The sequence below is a fragment of the Pseudomonas sp. genome, from assembly GCF_026224925.1.
Lineage (GTDB): Bacteria > Pseudomonadota > Gammaproteobacteria > Pseudomonadales > Pseudomonadaceae > Aquipseudomonas.
Map to the genome: position 1 here is coordinate 1 of NZ_JAMFRV010000464.1, position 5,941 is coordinate 5,941.

A 5,941-nucleotide genomic window follows, 5' to 3' on the forward strand; every position below is an offset into this window, starting at 1 on the left:
CGGGTGATCTGTTCAAGGTCCTGCGCCGTAGCTGCTCGTCCCAACACCTGCTCGCGGTCATGAACCAGAGTCAGCAATGCAGTACCGAGTACCGTGCCATGGGCACCGAACAACTGGCGTGGATCGACGTTCAGCGTCAGCTCTTCAATTTCATGTCCCAACCCCAACAAATGCTTGATGGTCTGTTCCAGGGTGGCGGCAATCGCCGGCTCCAGTGCCGCGCCGGTCAACGACTGGCGAACCACGGCCACGCGCAACTTGCCCGGTGTGCGCTGCAGCTCCTCTACATAAGGACGGGCCAACGGCGAGCACCAATAGGAACTGCCTGCTTCATGGCCCTGGCCGGCATCGAGAAACAGTGCGGTATCGCGCACCGTGCGCGAGACTACGTTGCCGACACTGGCACCAAACCAGCCTTCAAAATGCCCTGGCCCGCTCGGCGTGCGATAACGACTGGGCTTGAGGCCCACCAGGCCGCAGTACGAGGCAGGAATACGGATCGAACCGCCGCCGTCGGTGGCGTGGGACACGGGTACGATCCCGGCCGCCACGGCCGACGCCGAGCCGCCGGAAGAACCACCCGCACTCATGGCCAGATTCCACGGATTACGCGTCTGCCCCCAGAGCAACGATTCGGTGGTGGTGGTCAAGCCGAACTCGGGGCACGCGACTTTGCCAAAGGGCACTGCCCCCGCCTGCTGATAGCGGGCAATCAAGGTGCTGGTCTGAGTCGCTGGCGGGGCATCCTTGAACAGCCGGCAACCATTGGTGGTCCTGGTGCCTTGCAGGTAGGTATTGAGGTCTTTGATCAACACCGGCACGCCGGCCAGCGAGCCCTGGGTTTCAGTGCCGGCTGCGCTGCGCTGCGACAACAGCGTGCGGGCGTAGGCCTCGTGCAGCATGTTCACCGCATTGACCTTGGGATTAACCTCGTGACAGCGGGCGAGCGCTGCGGCCAGCAAGTCGTCGGCTCGCAGCTCGCCGCTGCGGATCGCCTGGCTCATGGCCCAGGCATCCAGACCTTGGTAGTCACTGGCCGACAGACCCGCTGCACGAGCATCGGCGAAGCGGCCCAGGAGGCCGACACCCGCGGCCAATGCGCCGGCCTTGAGGACGTTACGCCGTGACCAGCCGGTCTCTGGTGCAATGGATGAGGTGGTTGTCAAAGAGGTAACCGGTCCGTGCTCGTTGGTCTGCATGGTGATAGTCGCGCCTTGTTCAGTTATTTTTATGAGGATGATTGAACAGCTTTATGTATCAGCAAATACCCCGCGAGCCTTAATCCCGACCGGGCATTCAAACCACATTGAAGCTAGCCGACAACTGATCCAACGCCTGCGCCAGCTGCTCCAGATCAGACGCGGCGACGGCACTGCGACCTGCGCTGGCCGAAAGCGCGCCGGTGCCCGCCGAGACACTCTCGACCCGCGCGACCATTTCTCGCGTCACCCGCACTTGCTCGGTGATCACCGTGGCAATGGTGTCCACGCTACGGATCACTTCATCGGTGCCACTGCGAATCTGCGCCACCGAGTCACCGGCTTCATGCGCCAGGCTGACCCCGTCACGCACGCGGCTCACAACCCGGCCCATGCCGTCGACTACGGCCAAGGTGCCTTCTTGAATGCGTTGCACGGTCAGATCGATCTCACCAATCGAGCTGGCGGTGCGCTGGGCCAACAACCGCACCTCGTCGGCGACCACGGCAAACCCACGCCCCTGTTCGCCTGCCCGCGCGGCCTCGATGGCAGCGTTAAGGGCCAGCAGATTGGTTTGCTCGGCAATGTTACGAATGACATTGAGCACCTGACTGATCTCGCCAGAGAAGCCTTCCAGCTCGCGAATATGCACAGCGGTGTCGCTGATCACGTCGCTGATGCGGTTCATCTCCTGGGCCATGTCGCGGATAAAACCCTCGCTCTTGTCCGAGCGCCCCGCCGAGTGCTGAGTGATACTGCGCGACACCCCGACATGATTTTCCACTTCGCTGATCGACCCCGAAAGATGCACGACCGCACTGGAAATGTCGCGCACCGAGTCAGCCTGCTGCTGGGTGGCTAACGAGGCCAGCTCTGCCGATTCAGCCATGTGCGCCGCCTCGCTACTGACCCGCTGTACCAGCACGCGCATTTGCGAGATCAGCCCGTGCAGGCTATCGCGCATCGCCGCGATATCCCCGAGCATCAGCGCGAACTCGTCACGGCCCTTGACCACGATGGGCTGCGACAAGTCACCACTGGCGATGGCGCGCACACTGGCGCCGGCCTGGGCAAAGGCCCGTTTGAGACGAGTCAAGGTGGAAAACGCGGTGAGACTTCCCACGAGCATACCCAGCACAGCCAGCACCAGATAAGCCAGCACGGTCGAACGATAGCGTTGCTGCGCCTCCTCATAACCTCGCTCGGCCGCGACCTGCTGGAGCGCTTGCAACTTGCCCAGCTCGACTGCGGCAGCATCACCTTGCGGCTCGGCCACGCGCAAGAATGAGAGAATACCTGGCAGTCGATAATCCCCTGCACGCAACGACTCCAGGAGGTTTGCCAACTCGTCCTGCCATGCCTGGTAATGGCTGGTGAACGCTTCGGCCGCGCGTTGCTCTTCGCTGCTCAGGGAGCGTTGCCGATACTTCGCCCAGACCTCATCAAGGGCCCGATCGTTACTCTCGATAGCGCTCAGGGTTGCTTCGACCGGGCGGTCGAACGCCGCCGCCAACGAACCGTCCGGATCGTGCTCAATGGCGAGCAAGACCAGGCGCCGGCTTTCGTCGAGACGGTGCTGGACCTCGCCAAATATCAGCAGCGTCGCCAGGTTGTCCTCGTTAATTGCCCGTAGGCTGTCGCGCGCCTGCCGCAAGCCATACGCGCCAAAACCGACTGCCAGTACGAACAACAACGTGGCCAGCAGCGCCCAGAGCCACAAGCGCTGGGCGATAGTGATTGCCTTGAACATAAACAATGGCCTATCTCGTGCGGCTGTCGAGGCGCGGAATGCGCCCCGCGCTCATTCAGTCAGCAGTAACCATGGCAATCATGGTCGCCAGATAGTGCTCGCCATAAGGCGGTAAGAGCCCCCATTCGCGACGCGGATCATGCTCCGGGGCTTTGAACACCGTGCGCTGGTGGCTGAACTCGAGAAACCCTTCGCGGCCGTGGTAATGGCCCATACCAGAGGCGCCGACACCGCCAAACGGTGCATCGTGCATCGCCGCATGCATCATCACGTCGTTGACGGTGACCCCGCCGGACACGGTGTGCTCCAGTACGTATTGTTGCTCTTGCGGGTCTTCGCCGAAGTAATACAGCGCCAGCGGACGTGGCCGCGCATTGATATCGTCAATCGCCTGGTCGAGGTCTTCATAGGTGAGCACGACCACCGCGGGGCCGAAGATTTCTTCACGCATGATCAAACTGTCCTGCGCCGGGTCGACCACCACGCGCAGGGGGCGGCGCCGGTCTTGGGGATTCAGCGCCAGGGGTTCGGGCAGGCACTCGATGCGGGCGCCGCGGGCCTGAGCATCCAGAACATAACTTTCGACGCGGTCCAGGTGCCGCTGGTTGACCACCGCCACCACATCCGGATTGCCGGCCACCGAAGGGTTGAGCTCGCTATAGGCGGCGCGCAATGCATCAAGGAACGGTTCGAGTAGCGCCTTGGGCACATACACCAGATCGGGGTTGATGCAGATCTGCCCGCCATTGCAGGCCTTGGCCGCGGCGATACTAAAGGCAGCTTTGTTCAGGTCGGCACTGCGGGCCACGATGACCGGCGACTTGCCGCCCAGCTCCAGCGTCACCGGCACCAGGTTCTGCGCGGCGTTGCGCATGACCAACCGGCCAATCGCGGTACTGCCGGTGAACACCAGATGGTCAAACGGTTGAGCGGTAAAGGCTTCACCCAGTTGCGCATCGCCGTTGACCACGGCCACATCCAGCGGGTCGAGATGCTCGGCGCACAAGCGCGCTACCAGCTCTGCGGTCCGTGGCACCACTTCCGAGGGTTTGAGGATTGCCCGATTGCCAGCGGCCAAGGCCGAAGCCAGGGGGCTGAACAGTGTATATAACGGTGCGTTCCACGTGCCTAGAATGCCCACCGTGCCTTTGGGCTGGTGCATCACCCAGGCCTTGGCGCCGAGTTGATCGTAAGGTTCGAAAGGCTGGCGTGGATCTTCCTTCATCCAACCTTGCAGATGATCGCGCGCATGTTTGAGCGCAGCCAGGGCACCCAGTACGTCATTCATCAGGGAGAAACCGGCGGGCCGACCACCAAAGTCCAGGTCGATCGCCTCGGTCAACTCGCCATGGTGGCGGACCAACATATCGATTACCTGCTGGATTCGCTGTCGGCGAGTGTCGGCGCTCACCGCACCGGCACTGGCGAATGCGCTTTTCTGCCGGGATAACAGGCTCGATAGCGCTTCGACGGATGATGTGGCTGAACTCATACGTGTCTCCTTGCTCGTACTGGCCCCCATGGCCGGGAAGCGCCCAATGCGCCTGGCGCCACCCTAGTCTTGCGCCACCTCGCAACGCGTCGTCCGATCGGACGAGGATCAAGCAAAAGTGTTAGTCCGTTGAGACGATGTTTCACAGCGTGCTGCGACCAATACTGGCCATACGAAAATCCCACTCCATGAGGCCAGTCATGGCTACGCAAAACATCAGTTTCGATCCCCAGGCTTTTCGTGCCGCGCTCGGCACCTTCACTACTGGGGTCACGATCATCACCACTCAGACCGAAGACGGCTCACCCGTGGGGATCACAGCCAACAGTTTCAACTCGGTATCGCTCAACCCGCCGCTGGTGCTCTGGAGCCTGTCCAAGCAAGCCCGCAGCCTGCCGGTCTTCACCAGTGGCAAACACTGGAACGTCCACGTGCTGTCCACGGAACAGGAAACCCTGTCGGGGCGCTTTGCCACCCAGGGCGAGGACAAGTTCTCCGAAATCCAACTGGATAATGGCGTCAGCGGGGCGCCCCTGCTGCAAGACTGCACCGCGCGCTTTCAATGCCGCACCGCGTTCCAGTATGAAGGCGGCGACCACGTGATTTTTGTCGGCGAAGTGCTCGCGTTCGATCACAGCGACCGTGCGCCGCTGGCGTTCCAGAGTGGCCAATATGCACTGGCGACCCGCAAGCCACGCAGTGAGTTGCGCCTGGCCACCACTCCGCCGCCACCCGAGTGCAGTTACACCGAGGACTTGCTCGGTTACCTGCTGGGCCGCGGACATTACCAAGTACTCAATATCCTGCGCAATATGCTGAACAATCAGCAGCTGGACGAACAGACGTTTTTTGTTCTGTCGGTTTTGTGTATCCGCGACAATCTGACCCTTGAAGAAATCAATACCTTCGTTAACTACACTGGCCACGAAGTCACGCTGGCCAGCATGCGTTTTCTCGAACGCCAGCGCCTGGTGGCGATCGAGGGCTCGGCAGAGTCGCTGCGTTTTGTCCTGACGGCTCAGGGTCGAGAGGTTTCACTGCATCAACTGGCGCTGGCCAAAGCCGTGGAAGAGGATCTCTCAGCCAAGCTCGGCCCCGCCGATGCACAAGCCCTGAAAGTCTTGCTCAAGCGCTTGATTGTCGTGAGTGACCCCGGCTTGCCGGATCTCTGGGCCCCGCGATGACCGGCCGCGTAGCTCCGATGACTGCGGCCAGGGTTGGCTGGCGCAGCCACGGTTTGCTATTGCTGCTGGCCTTGGTGTTTGCCGACAACTTTGTCGGCCGACAAATACTCGCGGTGATGATCGAACCGATCAAATCCGAGTTCGGGGTCAGCGATACTGGCATCGGGTTGATCTCCGGCCTGGCTTTCGCGGCAGTGTATGCGCTCATGGGCCTGCCTGCCGGGCGCCTGGTGGACCGCTTACCGCGTACCCGCCTGCTGGCAATGTCGTGCCTGCTCTGGGCTGTGGCGACAATGGCCTGCGGTCTGGCCGGCAG

At 61.8% G+C, this 5,941-nt stretch carries 5 protein-coding genes; 2 read left to right on the top strand and 3 right to left on the bottom strand.

The window, feature by feature from the left end; translation table 11 throughout:
* The 3 genes from M0974_RS20025 to M0974_RS20035 all read right to left on the bottom strand — a co-directional run.
* Positions 1-1,199, bottom strand: a 1,199-nt coding sequence (locus tag M0974_RS20025; RefSeq protein ID WP_297840690.1) for an amidase, incomplete at its 3' end; no start/stop codon positions are given.
* 97 nt (positions 1,200-1,296) lie between these two features.
* Positions 1,297-2,949, bottom strand: a complete 1,653-nt coding sequence (locus tag M0974_RS20030) for a methyl-accepting chemotaxis protein (protein ID WP_297840694.1) — start codon at positions 2,947-2,949, stop codon at positions 1,297-1,299.
* A gap of 55 nt (positions 2,950-3,004) precedes the next feature.
* Entirely contained in the window at positions 3,005-4,441 is a 1,437-nt protein-coding gene (locus tag M0974_RS20035) for a coniferyl aldehyde dehydrogenase (protein WP_297840695.1), read from the bottom strand.
* A 200-nt stretch (positions 4,442-4,641) separates the two neighbouring features.
* On the opposite strand from M0974_RS20035, the gene M0974_RS20040 reads away from it, so the two are divergent.
* Together M0974_RS20040 and M0974_RS20045 are read left to right on the top strand one after the other, a co-directional pair.
* Complete coding sequence (locus tag M0974_RS20040; RefSeq protein ID WP_297840698.1) at positions 4,642-5,625, top strand: flavin reductase family protein; 984 nt, start codon at positions 4,642-4,644, stop codon at positions 5,623-5,625.
* Between the two features lie 17 nt (positions 5,626-5,642).
* A partial coding sequence (locus M0974_RS20045) for an MFS transporter (protein ID WP_297840700.1) occupies positions 5,643-5,941 on the top strand: 299 nt, incomplete at its 3' end.